This window comes from Klebsiella michiganensis, assembly GCF_002925905.1.
GTDB lineage: Bacteria > Pseudomonadota > Gammaproteobacteria > Enterobacterales > Enterobacteriaceae > Klebsiella > Klebsiella michiganensis.
On the sequence record NZ_PRDB01000010.1, the window covers coordinates 14,679 to 32,149 of the forward strand.

At 57.1% G+C, this 17,471-nt stretch carries 17 protein-coding genes and 1 pseudogene; 12 read left to right on the forward strand and 6 right to left on the reverse strand.

The window, feature by feature from the left end; translation table 11 throughout:
* The first annotated feature begins 40 nt into the window (after positions 1 to 40).
* From idnO to psiF, 6 genes are all read left to right on the forward strand, one after another.
* Positions 41 to 805, forward strand: coding sequence for a gluconate 5-dehydrogenase (idnO, locus tag CDA56_RS19730; protein ID WP_014228137.1), 765 nt, complete (start codon positions 41 to 43; stop codon positions 803 to 805).
* 94 nt (positions 806 to 899) lie between these two features.
* Positions 900 to 2,186 carry an MFS transporter gene (locus CDA56_RS19735; protein WP_064358645.1) on the forward strand — a complete coding sequence of 429 codons (1,287 nt, stop codon included), beginning with the start codon at positions 900 to 902 and terminating at the stop codon, positions 2,184 to 2,186.
* A 66-nt stretch (positions 2,187 to 2,252) separates the two neighbouring features.
* The gene (gene idnR, locus CDA56_RS19740; protein ID WP_064358646.1) at positions 2,253 to 3,245 is read left to right on the forward strand and encodes a DNA-binding transcriptional regulator IdnR; all 993 of its coding nucleotides are present in this window, start codon (positions 2,253 to 2,255) and stop codon (positions 3,243 to 3,245) included.
* A 227-nt stretch (positions 3,246 to 3,472) separates the two neighbouring features.
* Positions 3,473 to 3,733: an anti-adapter protein IraP gene (gene iraP, locus CDA56_RS19745; protein WP_004848155.1), complete on the forward strand. Its 261-nt coding sequence runs from the start codon at positions 3,473 to 3,475 to the stop codon at positions 3,731 to 3,733.
* Between the two features lie 88 nt (positions 3,734 to 3,821).
* Entirely contained in the window at positions 3,822 to 5,252 is a 1,431-nt protein-coding gene (gene phoA / locus CDA56_RS19750; protein WP_025107196.1) for an alkaline phosphatase, read from the forward strand.
* Between the two features lie 90 nt (positions 5,253 to 5,342).
* Entirely contained in the window at positions 5,343 to 5,663 is a 321-nt protein-coding gene (psiF, locus tag CDA56_RS19755; RefSeq protein ID WP_004132478.1) for a phosphate starvation-inducible protein PsiF, read from the forward strand.
* Positions 5,664 to 5,709: 46 nt separating this feature from the next.
* Here the strand turns inward: psiF and proC are convergent, their stop codons facing one another.
* Entirely contained in the window at positions 5,710 to 6,519 is an 810-nt protein-coding gene (gene proC, locus CDA56_RS19760; protein WP_102803661.1) for a pyrroline-5-carboxylate reductase, read from the reverse strand.
* 116 nt (positions 6,520 to 6,635) lie between these two features.
* On the opposite strand from proC, the gene CDA56_RS19765 reads away from it, so the two are divergent.
* On the forward strand, positions 6,636 to 7,094 hold the full coding sequence (locus CDA56_RS19765) for a YaiI/YqxD family protein (protein WP_009653579.1): 459 nt from the start codon (positions 6,636 to 6,638) through the stop codon (positions 7,092 to 7,094).
* Here the strand turns inward: CDA56_RS19765 and CDA56_RS19770 are convergent.
* Entirely contained in the window at positions 7,091 to 7,789 is a 699-nt protein-coding gene (locus tag CDA56_RS19770) for a DUF2076 domain-containing protein (protein ID WP_014228142.1), read from the reverse strand. The genes CDA56_RS19765 and CDA56_RS19770 overlap by 4 nt on opposite strands.
* 334 nt (positions 7,790 to 8,123) lie before the next feature.
* On the opposite strand from CDA56_RS19770, the gene aroL reads away from it, so the two are divergent.
* The 4 genes and pseudogenes from aroL (at position 8,124) to ppnP (ending at position 10,218) form a co-directional block, all read left to right on the forward strand.
* Positions 8,124 to 8,651, forward strand: coding sequence for a shikimate kinase AroL (gene aroL / locus CDA56_RS19775; protein ID WP_004848163.1), 528 nt, complete (start codon positions 8,124 to 8,126; stop codon positions 8,649 to 8,651).
* Positions 8,652 to 8,722: 71 nt separating this feature from the next.
* Positions 8,723 to 8,914 (forward strand): YaiA family protein, encoded by a 192-nt coding sequence (locus CDA56_RS19780; protein ID WP_004129622.1) that lies wholly within the window; start codon positions 8,723 to 8,725, stop codon positions 8,912 to 8,914.
* 252 nt (positions 8,915 to 9,166) lie between these two features.
* Positions 9,167 to 9,846: pseudogene (locus tag CDA56_RS19785) on the forward strand (AroM family protein).
* Positions 9,847 to 9,933: 87 nt separating this feature from the next.
* Positions 9,934 to 10,218 carry a pyrimidine/purine nucleoside phosphorylase gene (gene ppnP / locus CDA56_RS19790; RefSeq protein ID WP_004099395.1) on the forward strand — a complete coding sequence of 95 codons (285 nt, stop codon included), beginning with the start codon at positions 9,934 to 9,936 and terminating at the stop codon, positions 10,216 to 10,218.
* Between the two features lie 42 nt (positions 10,219 to 10,260).
* Here ppnP and rdgC read toward each other — a convergent pair whose 3' ends face one another.
* Complete coding sequence (gene rdgC, locus CDA56_RS19795) at positions 10,261 to 11,172, reverse strand: recombination-associated protein RdgC (protein ID WP_004848166.1); 912 nt, start codon at positions 11,170 to 11,172, stop codon at positions 10,261 to 10,263.
* 90 nt (positions 11,173 to 11,262) lie between these two features.
* On the opposite strand from rdgC, the gene mak reads away from it, so the two are divergent.
* Positions 11,263 to 12,168, forward strand: a complete 906-nt coding sequence (gene mak / locus CDA56_RS19800; RefSeq protein WP_064377639.1) for a fructokinase — start codon at positions 11,263 to 11,265, stop codon at positions 12,166 to 12,168.
* A 48-nt stretch (positions 12,169 to 12,216) separates the two neighbouring features.
* Here mak and CDA56_RS19805 read toward each other — a convergent pair whose 3' ends face one another.
* The 3 genes from CDA56_RS19805 to sbcD form a co-directional block, all read right to left on the reverse strand.
* Positions 12,217 to 12,579: an NUDIX hydrolase gene (locus tag CDA56_RS19805; protein WP_014228145.1), complete on the reverse strand. Its 363-nt coding sequence runs from the start codon at positions 12,577 to 12,579 to the stop codon at positions 12,217 to 12,219.
* A 289-nt stretch (positions 12,580 to 12,868) separates the two neighbouring features.
* Complete coding sequence (gene sbcC / locus CDA56_RS19810) at positions 12,869 to 16,003, reverse strand: exonuclease subunit SbcC (RefSeq protein ID WP_102803662.1); 3,135 nt, start codon at positions 16,001 to 16,003, stop codon at positions 12,869 to 12,871.
* Positions 16,000 to 17,202, reverse strand: coding sequence for an exonuclease subunit SbcD (gene sbcD / locus CDA56_RS19815; protein ID WP_014228147.1), 1,203 nt, complete (start codon positions 17,200 to 17,202; stop codon positions 16,000 to 16,002). The genes sbcC and sbcD overlap by 4 nt, the downstream gene beginning before the upstream one ends.
* Between the last annotated feature and the right edge of the window lie 269 nt (positions 17,203 to 17,471).

The window sequence follows — 17,471 nt, forward strand, 5'->3', positions numbered from 1 at the left end:
GTATACAGTTACGCGTAACAGTTATTGAAAAAGAGGTTTTATGCGAAATTTATTTGATTTGTCAGGGAAGCGCGCGCTGATCACCGGATCCGCTCAGGGGATTGGCCATCTGCTGGCCGGCGGCCTGGCGGAGTACGGCGCGGAGATCATCATCAACGACCGCACCCAGGCGCGCGCGGACCAGGCGGCGCAGGCGCTGGTGGCGCAGGGTTTTCATGCGGTAGGGGTCGCCTTTGATGTCACCCGGGCGGCGCAGGTCGAGCAGGCGATAGCCCGCATCGAAGAGGAGATCGGCGCCATTGATATTTTAATTAATAACGCCGGAATCCAGCGGCGTTTCCCTTTTACCGAATTTCCGGAGGAGGAGTGGGATAACGTTATTGAGGTCAATCAGAAGGGCGTTTTCCTGGTTTCACAGCAGGTGGCGAAATATATGATGGGCCGCCGCGCGGGGAAAATAATTAATATTTGCTCAATGCAGAGCGAGCTGGGGCGTAAAACCATTACGCCTTATGCGGCCTCGAAAGGGGCGGTTAAAATGCTGACTCGCGGCATGTGCGTTGAGCTGGCCGAATATAATATTCAGGTTAACGGTATCGCGCCGGGATATTTTGCCACCGACATGACGGCCGCCCTGGTCAACGATGAGGCGTTTTCCGCCTGGCTGTACCAGCGTACCCCGGCGGCGCGCTGGGGAAAACCGGAAGAACTGATTGGCGCCGCGGTATATCTGGCCTCGTCGGCGGCAAACTTTGTTAACGGTCATTTGCTGTTTGTGGACGGCGGAATGCTTGCCGCTGTCTGAATCACTTCGCGTCCTTCGGGCAGCAGCGTGCCCGCACTACCTGAAGGACAGAGTATTAAACCCGTGTGATGATATTGATATCTGAGGAGTGCTTATGCACATGCTCGCGAAATTACCCGCGCGTCGCTGGTGGTATTTAATGCCGATTATATTTATTACCTATAGTCTGGCCTACCTTGACCGTGCGAATTATGGTTTTGCCGCTGCGGCGGGAATTGAAAGCGATTTGGGTATTACCAAAGGAACGGCATCGCTTATTGGCGCGCTATTTTTTCTCGGCTATTTCTTTTTCCAGGTACCCGGCGCGATATATGCGGTAAAACGCAGCGTGCGAAAAATGATTTTCTTTAGCCTGATTTTATGGGGATTCTGCGCGGCGGCGACCGGGTTCGTCAGCAATATTCCGATGCTGATGGCGATTCGCTTTACCCTTGGTGTGGTTGAGGCGGCGGTGATGCCGGCGATGCTGATTTATATCAGCAACTGGTTTACGAAAACCGAGCGTTCGCGCGCCAACACGTTCCTGATCCTCGGAAACCCGGTAACGGTGCTGTGGATGTCCATCGTTTCCGGCTACCTGATTCAGGCGTGGGGCTGGCGCGAAATGTTTATCATCGAAGGCATTCCGGCGGTACTGTGGGCGGTATGCTGGTGGATACTGGTGCGCGATAAACCGTCCGAGGTTTCCTGGCTGAACGAGCAGGAAAAAGAGACTCTGCAGAAGGTGATGGACAGCGAGCAGAGTCATATCAAGCCGGTGCGCAACTACGGTGAAGCGCTGCGCTCGCGCAATGTGATTATGCTCTGCGCCGTGCACGCGCTGTGGAGCATCGGCGTGTACGGCTTCATGATGTGGATGCCGTCGATTCTGAAAAACGCCGCGCAGATGGATATCGTGGCGGTGGGCTGGCTGGCGGCGGTGCCGTACCTGGCGGCAATTATCCTGATGCTGACGGTCTCCTGGCTGTCGGATAAGTTCCAGAATCGTAAACTGTTTATTTGGCCGTTATTGCTGATTGCCGCTATCGCTTTCTTTGGCTCCTGGCTGGTGGGCAACCAGGCGTTCTGGCTCTCCTATGCGCTACTGGTCATTGCCGCGGCCTGCATGTATGCGCCGTATGGGCCGTTCTTCGCGCTTATTCCTGAACTGCTGCCGCGCAACGTTTCCGGCGTATCGATGGGCTTAATCAACAGCTTTGGCGCGCTCGGCGCTTTCCTTGGCGCGTGGCTGGTGGGGTACCTCAACGGGATTACCGGCGGGCCGGGGGGTTCCTATACCTTTATGGCTGTCGCGCTGCTGTCCTCCGTCGTGCTGATGTACAACGTGCGCGCTAACCCGCAACCCGTTTCCCCGGTGACGGCAAAAAAGGTTGCTGGCTAACATAAACCGCCGCTGCTGTGGTAAGGTTCTCTGCGAGCATAAAAGTCGCTTGTCGTAGAGAACCTGATGAAAAACAACCGGATGACATTGCAGGATATCGCCAACCTGGCGGGGCTGAATAAAATGACGGTCAGCCGTTATTTACGTGACCCCGGCCAGGTTTCTGAGCGCAGCCGTGAGCTGATTTCAAAGGTCATGGAAGAGAACAACTATATCCCTAACCGCGCCCCGGAAATCCTGCTTAACGCCCGGAGTAAAACGATTGGCGTGCTTATTCCCTCCTTCCGCAACCAGATTTTTGCCGATGTGCTGGCCGGCATTGAGTCGGTGACCTCCGCGCACCAGTATCAGACCCTGATTGCCAACTACGAATATGACCCGCAGCGCGAAGAGCGCGAAGTGCTCAATCTGCTCTCTTATAATATCGATGGGCTGATTTTGACCGGGAAGCAGCACAGCGATCGCATGGTGCAGTACGTGCGCGCCAGCGGTATCCCCGTCGCTGAACTGATGGACTACGGCGGCCAGCAGCTGGATATCCAGGTGGGGTTCGATAACGAAAAGGCGGCGTGGGATATGACCCATGCTTTTCTTGAGAGCGGCAAACGGGCGATCGCCTTTTTTGGTTCAATGGACGATCCCCGCGATTTAAGCCGCTTCCACGGCACCGAGCTGGCGCTGGCGGAGCACGGCCTGAAGGCGTATCACATGGCGCCGCGGACCATCTCCTCGGTTGCGCTTGGCCGGCAGATGTTCCTGCAGATGCAGCAGACGCGCTCGGATATTGATGCCATTTTTTGTACCAACGACGATCTGGCGGTGGGGGTGCTGCTCGAGTGCCAGGCGCAGGGGAAAGCCGTTCCGCAGGAGATCGCCATCGCCGGTTTTCACGGGCTGGAAATTGGCCGTGCGCGGCTGCAAAAAATAGCCAGCGTCATTACCCCACGTTATGAAATCGGTAAAACGGCGAGCGAAATACTTATTGCGCGCCTGGCCGGTAAAGACGCGCCGGACAGCGTGAATCTGGCCTACCAGATATATTATGGCGATACGTTATAGTTATCGATAGAATAGCGATATTCCATTTTATTCTTATTTCTTAAAGTTGGTTATGATGCTTATTAATCCGCATTGAGTAAATTCCTGGCGGGTGGCATGCAAAGAGCAAAACGTTTCGCTTGTTATTCACCGGCGTGGCGAACTTTTTTAAAAAATAATAGTGGCAACCGACGGCTAATGTATGACATAAATAGCAGACTACGGACCTCGCATAAGGATAAAGTGCTGTGAAGAATCTCATTGCTGAGCTACTGGTAAAACTCGCCCAAAAGGAAGAAGAATCGAAGGAGCTGACGGCCCAGGTTGAGGCGCTGGAAGTGGTGGTGACCGCTCTGCTACGTCATATGGAGCAGGACGCCCAGCAGGCGCTCATCACCGATATTGAGCAGGCCATCGATGAGGCCAGCCCCGGCCCGCTGGTGGATGACCGCGATACCCAGCTACTGCAGCAATATATAAAGAAGCTGTTACGGCATCCTCGTAGTTAGTTTTGTGACAGGGTATGGATGCTGTCATTTTACTGTCACATCGCTTTTATACAGTCTCCCTCGTTTTGTTTTTTAAAGTATTTTTTACATGGAGACGATAAAAGTGAAATTAAGCGCCCTGTTTATTGCCCTGCTGCCTCTGCTGGGCTCCCCGATTATTCATGCAGAAACAACAACCGCACCGGTTCTGGAAAATCGTGCCGCGCAGGGCGATATCACCACGCCGGGCGGCGCGCGTCGTTTAAGCGGTGACCAGACCGAGGCGCTGCGCGCTTCGTTAATCAATAAACCGGCTAAAAATATTATTTTGCTGATTGGCGACGGAATGGGCGATTCTGAAATCACCGCCGCGCGAAATTATGCAGAAGGGGCGGGCGGCTTCTTTAAAGGCATTGACGCGCTGCCGCTGACCGGCCAGTACACCCATTATTCTCTGGATAAGAAAACCGGCAAGCCGGATTATGTCACCGACTCCGCCGCTTCCGCAACGGCCTGGACCACCGGCGTGAAAAGCTATAACGGCGCGCTGGGCGTGGATATCCATGAAAAAGATCATCAGACCATCCTTGAGCTGGCGAAAGCGGCGGGCTTAGCCACCGGTAACGTCTCCACGGCGGAACTGCAGGACGCCACTCCCGCTGCGCTGGTGGCGCATGTGACGTCGCGTAAATGCTACGGCCCGAGCGTGACCAGCGAAAAATGCGCCAGCAACGCGCTGGAAAAGGGCGGTAAAGGTTCCATTACCGAACAGCTGCTGAACGCCCGTCCCGACGTGACCCTGGGCGGCGGCGCGAAAACCTTCGCGGAAAGCGCGACGGCCGGCGAATGGCAGGGCAAAACGCTGCACGATCAGGCGGTAGCCCGCGGCTACCAGATCGTCACCGACGCCAGTTCGCTGGCCGCCATTAGCCAGGCCAATCAGGACAAACCGCTGCTCGGTCTCTTCGCGGAAGGCAATATGCCGGTGCGTTGGGAAGGCCCAAAGGCGTCTTATCACGGCAATATCGATAAGGCGGCGGTGACCTGTACGCCGAACCCGAAACGCGATGCATCGGTGCCGACGCTGGCGCAGATGACCGAAAAAGCCATCGATCTGCTGAGCAGCAATGAGAAGGGGTTCTTCCTGCAGGTGGAAGGCGCTTCTATCGATAAACAGGATCACGCGGCGAATCCGTGCGGTCAGATTGGCGAGACCGTCGATCTGGACGAAGCGGTACAGAAGGCGCTGGAATTTGCCAAAAAAGAGGGCAATACCCTGGTTATCGTCACCGCCGACCACGCTCACGCCAGCCAGATTATCCCGGCAGATACCAAAGCGCCGGGCCTGACGCAGGCGCTGAACACCAAAGATGGTTCGGTGATGGTGATGAGCTACGGCAACTCTGAAGAAGAGTCGATGGAACATACCGGCACCCAGCTGCGTATTGCCGCCTACGGCCCGCACGCGGCCAACGTGGTGGGTTTAACCGACCAGACGGACCTGTTCTACACCATGAAAGCCGCACTTAATCTGAAATAACCGGGCGCCGGTGATGAATTTTCGTTACCGGCTGGTTTTTTCTCCATCAGCGACCAGACTTACAGAGATCCACTCATAGAGGATGGTGCGATGAAAATAACATTACTTGTGACCCTACTTTTTGGCCTGGTATTTATGACAGCGGTGAGTGCCGCGGAAAAAGAGTTGACCCCTCAGCAGCAAAAGATGAGCGTCTGCAATAAAGAAGCGTCATCGAAGTCGCTGAAAGGGGATGAGCGTAAAACGTTTATGAGTAGCTGCCTGAAGAAAGATGGCGCCGCGCAGGACGGTAAGGGGCTAACGCCTCAGCAGCAGAAAATGCGCGAGTGTAACGCTCAGGCGACCCAGCAGTCCCTGAAAGGGGACGATCGCAGCAAATTTATGAGCGCCTGCCTGAAAAAACAGGTGTAAGAAATGGGCGGGTGAGGGAAACCTCACCCGCTATTCGCTATTGCAATCAGGAACGGCTCAGCTTCTCTGATTTCTCCATGCATTTCACCATCGCTTCGATGACGGCGGAACGGAAGCCTTTCTCTTCCAGCACGCGCACGGCTTCGATGGTGGTGCCGCCGGGCGAACACACCATATCCTTCAGCGTTCCCGGATGCTCGCCGCTTTCGAGTACCATTTTGGCCGAGCCCATCACCGCCTGCGCCGCGAATTTATAAGCCTGCGCGCGGGGCATTCCGCCAAGCACTGCGGCGTCGGCCATCGCTTCGATAAACATAAAGACGTAAGCCGGCGCGGAGCCGCTGACGCCGACCACCGGATGAATCATCGGCTCAGCAATGATTTCCGCCTGACCAAAGCAGCGGAATATGGTCAGGATCTCCGCGGTTTCTTCGGCGCTGACCAGCGCATTCGGCGTGACCGACGTCATCCCCGCGTTGACCAGCGAAGGCGTGTTGGGCATCGCGCGGACTATTTTGCGGTCATGGCCTAAGGCGCGCGCCAGCTGGTCGAGCGTCACGCCCGCGGCGATAGAAACCACCAGAGAGTCTTTATTCAGGCTGGAGGCGACGTCGCTGAGCACTTTTACCATCACGCCCGGCTTTACGGCGCCAAAAACGATATCCGCCACCTGAGCCACTTCCTGCGCGCTTTGCGCCGCATTAATGCCGTATTGGTCGTGCAGGGCCGCCACTTTTTCCGGCGACGGGGTATAGACCCAGATTTGACCCGGCTGCACCTGCCCGCTGGCGATCAGGCCGCCCAGGATGGCCTTGCCCATGTTGCCGCAGCCGATAAAGCCGATTTTCTTCTCCATCACCAATCCCCTTTGTTTGTTTTATCGTTAGCGATATAGCTTAACATCTTGTTGCTTTCGCGGAAGGCAAAAGCAGGCGACAATACGGCATCTCTTTTTCATCGACAGGAGCCGCAATGGCTATTTGGGTTGATGCGGACGCGTGTCCGAACGTCATTAAAGATATTTTGTTCCGCGCCGCCGAGCGCGCGCAAATCTCGTTGACGCTGGTTGCTAACCAGCCTCTGCGCGTCCCGCCGTCGCGCTTTATCCGCACGCTGCGCGTGGCGCAGGGGTTTGACGTGGCGGATAACGAAATCGTACGTTTATGCGAGCCGGGAGATCTGGTGATTACCGCCGATATCCCGCTGGCGGCGGAAGTGCTGGAGAAAGGCGGGGCGGCGCTGAATCCACGCGGTGAACGCTACAGCGAGGCGACCATTCGCGAACGCCTGACGATGCGCGACTTTATGGAAACGATGCGGGCCAGCGGCGTGCAGACCGGCGGCCCGGATAGCTTATCCCAGCGCGATCGGCAGCAGTTTGCCGCCGCGCTGGAGAAATGGCTGTTAGACGTTAAGCGCCAGCAGGGTTAAACCCAGCTGTCGTCGTCGCTGCCGAAATCATCATTGCCGAAACCGGCGTCAAAGTCGGCGTCATAATCGTTGTTGTCGGCGAGGAACTGCCCGTCATCCTGGCGGAAGGTATCGTCAGCGACGCTATTGTCCTGCGCCTGGCTGAGATCCGGCTGCGGTTTCTCTTCGATGATATTGACGATCTCCTGCGGATGCGAGCCGCTAAACATATTGGTCAACATGTTTCCCAGCACCACGCCGCCCGCGACGCCTGCCGCCGTTTGCAGCGCGCCGGCCATAAAACCGCCGCCGCTGCGCGACGCCTGAGGGGCGTAGTTCTGCTGCTGCGCCTGCGGAGCATACTGAGGCTGGGCGCCGGCCTGCGGTCGGCCATACTGCTCGGCGCCAGGAATCGGGTCGGAACCGCGCGACTGACCGCCGCCAAACAGGCCTGAGAGAAACCCGCCGCTGCTCGGCTTCGCGGCCTGAAGCTGGGTCACCTGGCTCTCCAGCGCCTGAATGCGGTCGTTGAGCTGTTTGATCGCCGCTTCCTGAATCAGAATCGTTTGCGCCATATAGTAAGGGGCGAACGGCTGCTCTTTAATGTGCCCGGCAATCCGCTCCTCAGCGCTGGCATCCCGTGATGCGCTGTGGCTCTCGGCCTCTTTTAATCGGGAAAACAGTCCATCGATAAGGCGTTGCTCTTCAGATTGCATACTACATACCTCTGTCATACTGATTGATTAGCTTCAGATTCGCTCCGAAGCACGCATCTTGTAAATATGCGGCAGCGTAAAGCTGTGCAGAAATGTGTTACTGTTTACGCCAGACTGCGAACAAAAAATAACTTCTGTACAAAAGTAAAGCTGGCATAACACCAAATGCAATGATAAGTTTACATTAAATATCCTTTCTAATACTAAGGTGAAAGGGTTTGCAGATGGTGTGTAACGTTTATTTTACGATTTGCGTTGGGTAAGTTTGCGATACCATTGTTTCTCTTTTCGCTTTCATTTATCCGCAAAATGCGGAACCAAGGGGTCTTCGGTAATGACACAGCTAATATTTCTTGTCGGGCCTCGCGGCTGCGGTAAAACGACCATCGGACACGCGCTGGCGAAAGCTCGCAGCTTTAAGTTCGCCGACACGGACCATGAGCTGCAGGAGCATGAGCAGCGCACGGTAGCGGCTATCGTCCAGCAGGAAGGCTGGGAACGCTTTCGTGCGCTGGAAACGCAGGCTTTAGAACGCGTCGCTCAACCCGCGACGATCATCGCCACCGGCGGCGGCATTATCCTCAGCGAATACAACCGACAGTTTATGCGGGAAAATGGCATCGTTATCTATCTCGAGGCCTCGGTTTCCGCGCTGATTGACCGCCTTGAAGCCTATCCGAAGGCGGAACAGCGCCCGACGCTGACCGGAAAGCCCATCCGCGATGAAGTGGGTGAGGTGCTGGCGCAGAGGGAAGCGCTGTATCGCGCGGCCGCGCATCATATTATTAATGCGACCGCCACGCCGGATGAGGTCGTGGAACAGATTATGACCACCGTCTGCGGCGAGACCTATACCAGTTAAGACTTTGCCTGGGGTAAACGGATCGGCAGCGCCTATACTTTAAAGCTCTTAAGGTAAAAAAAGGAAACGCTATGCCGACCAGACCTCCATATCCAAGGGAAGCGCGTGTTGTCGCCGTTGAAAAGGGCCCGCAGGGCCAAACGGTCACCTGGTATGAACTGCGCGCCGATCACCCGACGCCAAACTCACTCATCAGCGAACATCCTACAGAACAGGAAGCGCTGGACGCCAAACGGCGTTACGAAGATCCTGATAAGTCTTAATTCCTCTTAAATGTCCGGGATTCGTTCTGAAAAGATCGCTACCGGACATGTATCACATTTTTAATCTATTAACGGTACTAATGATTACCTAAGGTACGGATTTTCAGGAGCGTTTTTGACGCTTCTGGAATCTTTACATTCCATATCAGCCGTAACCTGCTACGCTTCTCGACGGTTGCTTTGGGTCACCAGGGGGCAGAAGTTGTAAATAAAAGCCTGTTTTGAAACAGCGGTTGTGAAAAGGTAAACGATATGAGTAGTGCATCGATGGCAATCTTGACCATTGGGGTCGTACCCGTGGCGGAGATGCTGCCGCTTTTAACTGAACATATCAGGGAAGACGAGATCGCCCACATTAGCCTGCTCGGCAAAATGACGCGCGAAGACGTTATGCGGGACTACAGCATAGAGCCCGGCGATGAGATGCTATTGACCTTGCTTAACGATAATCAAATTGCGCAGGTCTCACGGCAGAAGGTTGAGCGTGATTTACGTAGCGTCATTGCGATGCTCGATAAACAAAATTACGACCTTATTTTACTCATGAGCACTCATCCCTTTAGCGGATTTACGGCGAATAATGCGATCCTGCTTGAGCCGCAAAGAATTATTCCGCCGCTGGTCGCGTCGATTGTCGACGGCCATCAGGTGGGGGTGATTGTTCCGGTTGAAGAGATTTTGCCGCTGCAGCGGAATAAATGGCAGGTATTAGAAAATACTCCGTTTTACGCCATTTCCAATCCGGTGAGCGGCGGTAAAGAGGAGTTAATCGCCGCGGGCAGGGAGTTGATTGAACAGGGCGCAGACGTATTAATGCTGGATTGCCTTTGCTACCACCAGCAGCATCGCGACATATTACAAAAGGCGCTGGATATTCCGGTCTGTTGTCAAATGTGCTGGTTTCACGGCTGGCGGCAGAACTATTAGTTTAACCTGATGTAACGCGTTAATTTTACGTGACAGGGGCAAGGAGCGCCCCCTATATTGTGCCTTCAACACAAGATCATAAGGGCGAGTTTATGCTTCAAAGCAATGAATACTTTGACGGAAAAGTAAAATCTATCGGCTTCACCAGCAGCAGCACCGGTCGTGCGAGCGTGGGCGTGATGGCGGAAGGGGAATATACCTTTGGTACCGCGCAGCCGGAAGAGATGACCGTAGTCAGCGGCGCGCTGAACGTACTTCTGCCGGGAGAGACCGAGTGGAAAGTCTATGCCGCCGGGGAAGTATTCAACGTTCCGGGGAATAGCGAGTTTAATCTGCAGGTGGCTGAGCCGACCTCTTATCTGTGCCGCTACCTGTAATGTTCGTTTCCTTCCTGCGCTGGCAGGAAGGAATTCACGAGATTAGCGCTGCGCTTCGCCGCCTAGCCCTTCCACCAGATTCTGAATCAGCGCGGCCAGCTCGCCGGTCATCAGAATAAAGTCCGCGTCAAAACGCTGGGCGAAATCTTCCCGATCGATATCTTCATTCCGATCGCGCAGTTCGTCGCAGAACTTCAGGCGTTTAATCGAACCATCATCGCACATTAAGAACTGAATGCGCTGCTGCCAGTCGAGCGCCAGCTTGGTGACGACCTTACCGGCTTCAATGTGCACGGCGATCTCGTCGCTCACCAGATCCTGTTTTTTCGCGCGGATCACGCCGCCGTCTTCCAGCATCGCTTTCAGCTCGGCTTCATCCAGCAGCTGGAAGCCCTGAGCCACGGTACCGGAACGCACCCACTCGGTCAGCGTCAGTTCGATCGGGGTTTCCAGCGCCAGCGGAACAACCGGCAGCGAGCCCAGTGTTTTACGCAGCAGCGCCAGCGTATCTTCCGCTTTTTTGGCGCTGGCGCAGTCCACCATGATCAGTCCGTTGACGGTATCGATCCACATCATGGTCTGGCTGAAGCGGCTGAAGGCGCGCGGCAGCAGGGAATGCAGCACTTCATCCTTCAGAGAATCTTTTTCGGTTTTTTTCAGCTTACGGCCCTGCTCGGCTTCCAGCTTGAAGATCTTTGCTTCCAGCGCCTGTTTGATCACCGGAGACGGCAGGATCTTCTCTTCTTTACGCGCGCAGATAACGATCTGGCCATTTGCCGTATGCGTCAGCGCATCGCTGTGCGATCCCATCGGCGGTACCCAACCGGTTTTGGCCATATCCTGGCTGCCGCAAGGGGTAAAGGTCAGCTCGGCCAGCTGTTTTTCCATCTCCTCGGCGCGCAGGGAAATGTCGCGGCTGAGACGATAAACCATTAAATTTTTGAACCACAGCATGATAATTTCCACGGCTTAGTCGTTAAATCCAGCGGGCATGATAGCGAATTGTCGCTATGCTTGCATTGTTAATCGGGAGAGGAATTCACAGTGCGCATTGGCATTGATTTAGGCGGAACCAAAACGGAAGTCATCGCGCTGAGCGACCAGGGAGCGCAGCTATTTCGTCATCGCCTGCCTACGCCAGGGGGCGATTATCGCCAGACGATAGAGACGATAGCCTCGCTGGTCGAGATGGCCGAGCAGGCTACCGGGCAGAGCGGCACGGTCGGCATCGGCATCCCCGGGTCGATTTCGCCCTATACCGGCGTGGTCAAAAACGCTAACTCAACCTGGCTCAACGGTCAGCCGTTTGATAAAGACCTTAGCCAGCGTCTGCAACGGGAAGTGCGTCTGGCCAACGATGCCAACTGCCTCGCGGTGTCGGAAGCGGTAGACGGCGCGGCGGCCGGGGCGCAAACGGTATTTGCGGTGATTATCGGCACCGGCTGCGGTTCAGGCGTGGCCCTTAACGGACGCGCCCATATTGGCGGCAACGGTACGGCGGGCGAGTGGGGGCACAACCCGCTGCCGTGGATGGATGAAGATGAACTTCGCTATCGCGCTGAAGTACCGTGCTACTGCGGCAAGCAGGGCTGTATTGAAACCTTTATCTCCGGTACCGGCTTTGCGACCGATTACCGGCGGTTAAGCGGTCATTCGCTAAAAGGCAGCGAGATTATGCAGCGCGTGGGCGAGCGGGATCCGGTGGCGGAGCTGGCGCTGAGCCGCTATGAGATGCGGCTGGCGAAGTCGTTGGCTCACGTGGTTAACATCCTCGATCCGGACGTTATTGTGCTTGGCGGCGGAATGAGCAACGTTGACCGTCTCTACCAGACGGTGCCGAATCTGCTAAAACCATGGGTATTCGGCGGTGAATGCGAGACGCCGATTCTCCGGGCGGCGCACGGGGACTCCAGCGGCGTGCGCGGCGCGGCCTGGCTGTGGCCGCTGTAATCATCAATCCGCTGCGCGGCCTGAACGGCGCAGCGGGTACCCCGCGGATTACCGGTCCGGGATCTCCTCCAGGCTGTAGTAAATCGACAGCCCCCTTTTTTTGCCCTCCTCAATATCCAGGTCCGCTCCGCGGGATTCGCCCGGCATGCGCAATATAGCGTCGCAGCGGCTAATGACACGGTGAGCGACCGGATAGAGATATTCCTCGCTAATCGCATCGCCAATTTCCGTTGAACCCGCAGCTTTGGCGATGGGCAGAGCCAGCCATTCGCCGACCACGGGGATATGGCCTTTCTGGTAAACGCGTAGCGCAACCTGGGCCATATTGTTCAGGTTAGCGTCGATAAGTTCCGCGCGATTGTGGGTGCCGCTGCGTACCGGGCCGGCAATCAAAATAAGTAAGCTTTTCATGGTTAAGACCTTCTTAATGGGCCAGAGGGGATGGGACGATGCTGCCGGAGGCAGCAGCACGCCCTCAGAAAAAGTTATGAATGCACGTTTTTGCACGAAATGAGGTGGTTAAAATAATAAGCACGGTTTTTATGCATGATTCCGCCTGATGCTCATCGTTAAAGCAACGAATTTAAACTTATCATGCAAATTCGTGCAATATCAAGATTTATCGTGAATACTGAGCCCGGGCAACGGCGCGACCTCTCCCGTGGGGGAGAGGCTTGAAGACAGGTGCGGAGGGGGAAATTTATTCGACGGCGAAAGCTTTATCGAGACGGCTATAGCCCAGCCCGTTGATTTTTTTAACTTTAATTTGCACAGGAATGCGCTCTTTCATCGCCTCAACGTGGCTGATGACGCCGATAATCTTGCCGCTGGCGTTGAGCGCGTCCAGCGCATCCAGCGCGGTATCCAGGGTTTCGCTGTCCAGAGTGCCGAAGCCCTCATCGAGAAACAGCGAGTCTATCCGCGTTTTATGGCTCACCAGATCGGAGAGCGCCAGCGCCAGCGCGAGGCTCACGAGGAAGCTCTCGCCGCCGGACAGCGTCCGGGTGTCGCGCACCGCGTCCGCCTGCCAGGTATCGACCACTTCCAGCTCCAGGGCGTCGCTGGCTTTGCGTTGCAGCAGATAGCGGCCGTGCAGGCGGTTGAGCTGATGGTTGGCCAGCCACACCAGGTTATCCAGCGTCAGGCCTTGCGCAAACTTACGGAATTTATCGCCCTCTCTGGAGCCGATAAGCGCGTTCAGCCATCCCCAGTCTTCCACTTCCTGCGCAGCGCGTTCCATCTGCTGGCGTAACGACTGCTGACGCTGCTGGTTTTCTGCATTCTGCTTCAGCTGCTGGCGAATCTCTCCCTGACGGGCGCTGTTTTCCCGCAGCAGCGTCGTCAGCTGCTGAAGCTGTTCCTGTACCCGCTCAAGAGGCTGGCTGATATCCGTTTCCGCCGGCGGCTGCTGGCGGTGGCTATCCAGCGCCTCGCGGGCCCGCATCGCCAGCGCCTGATTCTGCTGTAGCGTACTTTCCAGCGTCTGCTTCAGGCGTTCAAGGCGCCGGCGCGTCTCCTCATCGAGCAGCGCGGCGAGAAACGCCTGCTGGTCAGCGAACGGGCTGGCGGCCAGCGCCGCGCTGAACTGCGCTTCGCTCTCTTTCAACTGAGCCTGCTGCTGGCTCTCCTGCTGCCCCAGGGTTTGCCACTGGCTCTGAAGCGCGAGGCAGTCGTCGTGCACCTGGCGCCAGCCGTCCAGCGGCGCGGGTTCCGCCGCTAAGTCCGTTTCCGGCAAGGACTCCAGCAGCGGGGTCAGTTGCTGAAGCTGTTCCTGCAGGGCGATCAGTTCGTTCTGTTTGGCCTGCCAGCCGCGGGTCTCGTCTTCCCGCTGCGCCAGCCAGCCTGCGGCCTGCTCCGCTGCCGGTAAACTCAGCGCAAATGCGGCCAGTTCAGCCGCCAGCGCGGCGCTGCGCTGCGCTTGTTCCTGCTGGAGCTGCTGGATCTGCTGCTGGCACTCCTGCTGCTGGGCCTGCCAGGCCAGACGCTGCTGATGCTGATACAGCCGCTGTTCATGCTCCTGCTGCGCGTTTAGCCAGCCGGGAATGTCATCCTTTGGCGTCAGGTCGATATTTAATCCGGCGATCGTCGCCTGCCAGCGTGAGGTAAGCGCTTGCTCCTGCTGCAGAAGCGATGCTTTCTCGGTGGCCTCTTTTTGCTGCTGCTTAAGCAGGGCGTCCAGCTCGCCGCGCACCAGGGCGCCGGCCTCCGCCAGCTGTTTGACTTCGCGCTCAAGCGCATCGCGCCGCGCCTGATTTACGCCGGGAACCAGCGCCTGATACTCGGCGACGGCCGGATGCTGCGCGGAACCGCAGAGCGGACAGGGGGAACCGGGCTGCAGGCGGGCTCGTTCGGCCTCCAGACCGGCAATGCGCGCTTCCATTTCGCACAGGGCTTTGACATCGCTAAACTGCTGATTCTTCTCTTTATAGGCCTGACGGCGCTGGGCCAGGGTGGTTTCCAGCCGCTCCTGCTCCTGCTTACTGGCCTGCCCGGCGGCATGAAGCTGTGATAAACGCTGACTCAGCGGCTGCAGCTGGCCATGCAGGGCCGCGAGCTGCTGGCGCAGCGCGCGCAGCGCGGCGTGCTGCGCGAGGCCGGCGCTGACCTGCTCAGCATCCAGCGCCAGCCCGTCGGGCGGCAGTTCGCCCAGCCGGCGGCTGGTTTCCGCCAGACGCTGCTGCAGAGCGGCTTGCTGCTGCGTATCGCGCGCCTGCTGCTGGAAAGCGGCCCGCCAGCCCGCCAGCGCATTGCCCCATCGCTGGTAGCGGTCGTGCTCTTTTAGCCATGCGGCGAGCGTTTGCTGGTGGTTCTGCAGGCGTTCAGACTGCTGCCGGGCGGCGAGGCGAATCCCCGCCCGCAGCCGCAGTCGTTCATGTAAGCGAGTATTTACTTCTTCTCTCAGATTGCGGGTTTGCGCCAGCGCGGCGGTTTGCTCCTGTTGACGCGTCCACTGCGGGCGTAGCTGCTCCGCGGGCTGGGCATTCAGCAATACGGTAAGCTGCGGTTGCGCCTGCTCCAGCGCAGCCTGCGCTTCGCGTAGCGCGGTTTGAACCTGCAGATCTTCTGCCGTCAGCTCTGCGCCGCGTACCAGCCACTGACGGGCATTTTGCAGGCGGGTTTGTTCGCTAACCTGCTGTTTTTCTTCATCAGTAAGCGCTTGCAAACTTTGTTGGAGCGCCTGCTGCTGTTCGTCGCTCAGCAGCAGCACGCCGGAGGCCTGGGCCTGAATTTTCTCCAGCTCGACGCGGGCCTGCTTATGCTTTTCAAAGACCTGTGCCGAAATCTGGCCGTAAATCTCGGTGCCGGTCAGCTCCTCCAGCAGCTCGGCGCGCTCTTTCGGTTTCGCGTTCAGGAAGGCGGCGAACTGCCCCTGCGACAGCAGCATCGAGCGGGTGAAGCGGCCATAGTCCAGGCCGGTGAGCGCGGCGGTCAGTTCCAGCTTATCTTTGACCTTATCGGCGAGGATCTTGCCGTCCTCGCAGCGCGCCAGCTCGACGCGCGGAACCTGCAGGTTGCCGTCCGGCTGGTTTCGCGCCCGGTTCTGGCTCCAGAAGGCGCGGTAGGCGATGCCTTTTACCTCAAACTCCACTTCCGCCAGGCATTCGGCGGTGTCGCGGGTCATCAGATCGTTCTGCGATTGCGACACGCTGCTCAGGCGCGGGGTTTCGTGATACAGCGCCAGACAGATAGCATCCAGCAGGGTGGTTTTTCCGGCGCCGGTTGGCCCGGTAATCGCGAACAGTCCGTTGCTGGCGAAGGGCTCAGCGGTGAAATCAATTTTCCATTCGCCTTTGAGTGAATTGAGGTTTTTCAGGCGTAAACTGAGTATTTTCACAGGCGATCCTCACCGTTCAGGCTATGCAGCGTTTCATTAAAGAGCTGTTCCAGGCGCTGCTGCTGCGTCGCTTCCAGCGTTTCCAGCGCCAGACGGCGGGCGAAGACGTCCTCCACCTGCAGTTCGCTGAGGGTCTCGCGCTGAGCGCCGGCCAGAATGCGATCGCGCTGGGCGCGGCTGCGGCGCACCAGCAGCACTTCTACCGGCAGCGTTTCGGTCTGTGCCTGGATTTTACGTTGGATATCATGCATATATTCGTCGCTGGTGACTTCGATATCCAGCCACGCTGAGGGCTGCTGGTCGTTATTCTGCCATTGGTTTAGCTGTGCGCTAATGCTGGCGAAATCGCCCTTCAGGACCGCCAGCGGCTGGGTGACGGGGACGATAAGCGGCGTGACGTCCGTCAGGCAGCCGTTAGCGAAAGTGACCAGATTGACGCTCTTATTTTTCCCGGTTTCGTCAAAGCTCAGCGGGATGGGCGAACCGCTGTAGCGGATATGTTCGCAGCCGCCGACCACCTGCGCCCGGTGAATGTGGCCGAGCGCGATATAGTCGGCGGGCGGAAAACGGCTCGCCGGGAAGGCGTCCAGCGTACCGATATAGATTTCGCGAACCGCGTCGCTTTTGCTGGCGCCGACGGTGGTTAAATGGCCGCTGGCGATAATCGGCAGCGCCCGGTCGCCGCGCAGTTCGCAGGCCAGCTGGTACTGCTGCTGGTAGTAGTCGCTGATGGCGCTGAGCAGCAGCTGCTGCTTTTCGCCGCCAGAGTGCCCAGCCTGGCTGGTCACCAGCTCACGCGGGCGCAGGAACGGTACCGGACAAAAAATCGCCCCCGGCGTACCGTCGCGCAGCGGCAGGATAAAAGGGGCGTGGCCGGCATTGGCCACCACCGTCGTATTCAGGAAGGCGAGAATGTCTCGCGACTCGTTGAGGGTGGCAACCGAATCGTGGTTTCCCGCCAGCACCACCAGCCGGCAGCGGGTCTGCTGCAGCTGAACGACAAAGCGGTTATACAGCTCGCGCGCGTAGCTCGGCGGTGAGCCGGTATCAAAAATATCGCCCGCAACAATAATGGCATCGACATCATGTTCCTGCGCGCTGGCCAGCAGCCAGTCGAGAAACGCCTGATGTTCGGCGGCGCGACTTTTGCTGTAAAAATTTTGCCCAAGGTGCCAGTCAGAGGTGTGAAGGATGCGCATAGTTGTTCCCTGGAGAAAAAGCGTAAGCGGCATTATATACCCGTCATCCTTCAAGTTGCTTATGCGTTGGCTACGTCCAGCCACCTGGTTACCTGTGCTTGTGGGGAGTGAAACCTGAATTATTGAGGGGATAACGCTGCTTTTGGGTGAGTTAAGTCCGTGTCACAATTCGAAATCCGCGTTCATCTGGCGGTCATTTTTTTCATAAATCTGTCATAAATCTGACGCATAATGGCCGCGCACTTCTATACTGATGGCTAAAAAATACA

Coding starts and splice junctions, on each gene's coding strand:
- idnR (WP_064358646.1), top strand. CDS start 2,253: ATGAAAAACAACCGGATGACATTGCAGGATATCGCCAACCTGGCGGGG.
- ppnP (WP_004099395.1), top strand. CDS start 9,934: ATGCTTCAAAGCAATGAATACTTTGACGGAAAAGTAAAATCTATCGGC.
- CDA56_RS19765 (WP_009653579.1), top strand. CDS start 6,636: ATGGCTATTTGGGTTGATGCGGACGCGTGTCCGAACGTCATTAAAGAT.
- CDA56_RS19780 (WP_004129622.1), top strand. CDS start 8,723: ATGCCGACCAGACCTCCATATCCAAGGGAAGCGCGTGTTGTCGCCGTT.
- proC (WP_102803661.1), bottom strand. CDS start 6,519: ATGGAGAAGAAAATCGGCTTTATCGGCTGCGGCAACATGGGCAAGGCC.
- psiF (WP_004132478.1), top strand. CDS start 5,343: ATGAAAATAACATTACTTGTGACCCTACTTTTTGGCCTGGTATTTATG.
- phoA (WP_025107196.1), top strand. CDS start 3,822: ATGGAGACGATAAAAGTGAAATTAAGCGCCCTGTTTATTGCCCTGCTG.
- aroL (WP_004848163.1), top strand. CDS start 8,124: ATGACACAGCTAATATTTCTTGTCGGGCCTCGCGGCTGCGGTAAAACG.
- CDA56_RS19735 (WP_064358645.1), top strand. CDS start 900: ATGCACATGCTCGCGAAATTACCCGCGCGTCGCTGGTGGTATTTAATG.
- idnO (WP_014228137.1), top strand. CDS start 41: ATGCGAAATTTATTTGATTTGTCAGGGAAGCGCGCGCTGATCACCGGA.
- sbcD (WP_014228147.1), bottom strand. CDS start 17,202: ATGCGCATCCTTCACACCTCTGACTGGCACCTTGGGCAAAATTTTTAC.
- CDA56_RS19770 (WP_014228142.1), bottom strand. CDS start 7,789: ATGCAATCTGAAGAGCAACGCCTTATCGATGGACTGTTTTCCCGATTA.
- CDA56_RS19805 (WP_014228145.1), bottom strand. CDS start 12,579: ATGAAAAGCTTACTTATTTTGATTGCCGGCCCGGTACGCAGCGGCACC.
- rdgC (WP_004848166.1), bottom strand. CDS start 11,172: ATGCTGTGGTTCAAAAATTTAATGGTTTATCGTCTCAGCCGCGACATT.